This window comes from Limnofasciculus baicalensis BBK-W-15, assembly GCF_024178385.1.
In the GTDB taxonomy this organism is placed as follows: domain Bacteria; phylum Cyanobacteriota; class Cyanobacteriia; order Cyanobacteriales; family Coleofasciculaceae; genus Limnofasciculus; species Limnofasciculus baicalensis.
Map to the genome: position 1 here is coordinate 1 of NZ_JAMZMM010000746.1, position 1,108 is coordinate 1,108.

Genomic DNA, 1,108 nt, shown 5'->3' on the forward strand with positions numbered 1-1,108 from the left:
CCCCACTCCCCACATCCCCACTCCCTGATGTTTTTTAAGATTAATGTTATATTTGCCGACGTATCGCAGATCTAGGCGCTTATTTCTTAAATGATTAAACCCCAACAACAGTTATTGAAACTTATTGCGGCTGGTATAATTGGCGTATTTATTGCCTTCCCATTACAAGTTTTCGGTACTAGCGTATCGTCAGAAATAGTATCAGCTACTCCACCATCAACATCACAAATGAATGTTTTTCAGGCGGTAGTGTTGGGAATGGTACAGGGGTTAACTGAGTTTTTGCCTATTAGCAGTAGCGCTCATTTAAAAGTAGTGCCCGTCGCCTTACACTGGGGAGATCCCGGAGTAGCTTTTACTGGTATTATTCAGCTTGGCAGTATTGCCGCAGTATTGTGGTATTTTTGGTCAGACTTGGCACAAATTACTACAGGAGTTATTAAATCTATCCGCACATCTGATTACGAGTCTACTGAATTTAGAATGGCATTGGGAATCGGGTTGGGCACTCTACCTATTATCTTCTTTGGATTACTAATTAAAAAATTTATTCCCGATTACGATAATTCACCACTGCGAAGTATGGCAGCAATCGGATGTGCTTCTATTTTCATGGGTTTGCTATTAGGAATTGCCGAACAAATCGGTAAACGCAAGCGCAATATCGATCGGTTGACTGTTCAAGATGGTATTTTAATGGGATTAGCACAAGCCATGGCACTAATTCCCGGCGTGTCGAGATCCGGTTCAACTATTACTGCTGGTTTATTTGTCGGGTTGGAAAGAGCAACCGCTGCAAGATTTTCATTTTTACTAGGGATTCCTTCAATTACGTTAGCTGGATTAGTAGAATTAAAGGATGCCGTCGGCGAACTAGGGGATGGAGGGATGATATCATTGGTTGTAGGGACGATATCAGCAGCCGCATTTTCCTATATTGCGATCGCGTGGCTGATTCGCTATCTACAAACTCAAAATACTTGGGTATTTGTTTGGTATCGTTTAGCATTTGGGGCAGCAATTTTGGGTGGGATTGCGACTGGATTTCTCAAAAATAGTTAGTTATTGGTTGTTGGTTATTTGTTGTTTGTTATCTTCCCCATTCCCC

1 protein-coding gene is annotated in these 1,108 nt (G+C 41.7%); it reads left to right on the forward strand.

What is annotated here, in order from left to right; genetic code table 11:
• The first annotated feature begins 90 nt into the window (after positions 1-90).
• Complete coding sequence (locus NJ959_RS29920) at positions 91-1,062, forward strand: undecaprenyl-diphosphate phosphatase (protein ID WP_373693746.1); 972 nt, start codon at positions 91-93, stop codon at positions 1,060-1,062.
• Positions 1,063-1,108: the final 46 nt, after the last annotated feature.

Excerpts from the sequence above, each read along its gene's own strand:
- NJ959_RS29920 (WP_373693746.1), top strand. The coding sequence starts at position 91 with ATGATTAAACCCCAACAACAGTTATTGAAACTTATTGCGGCTGGTATA.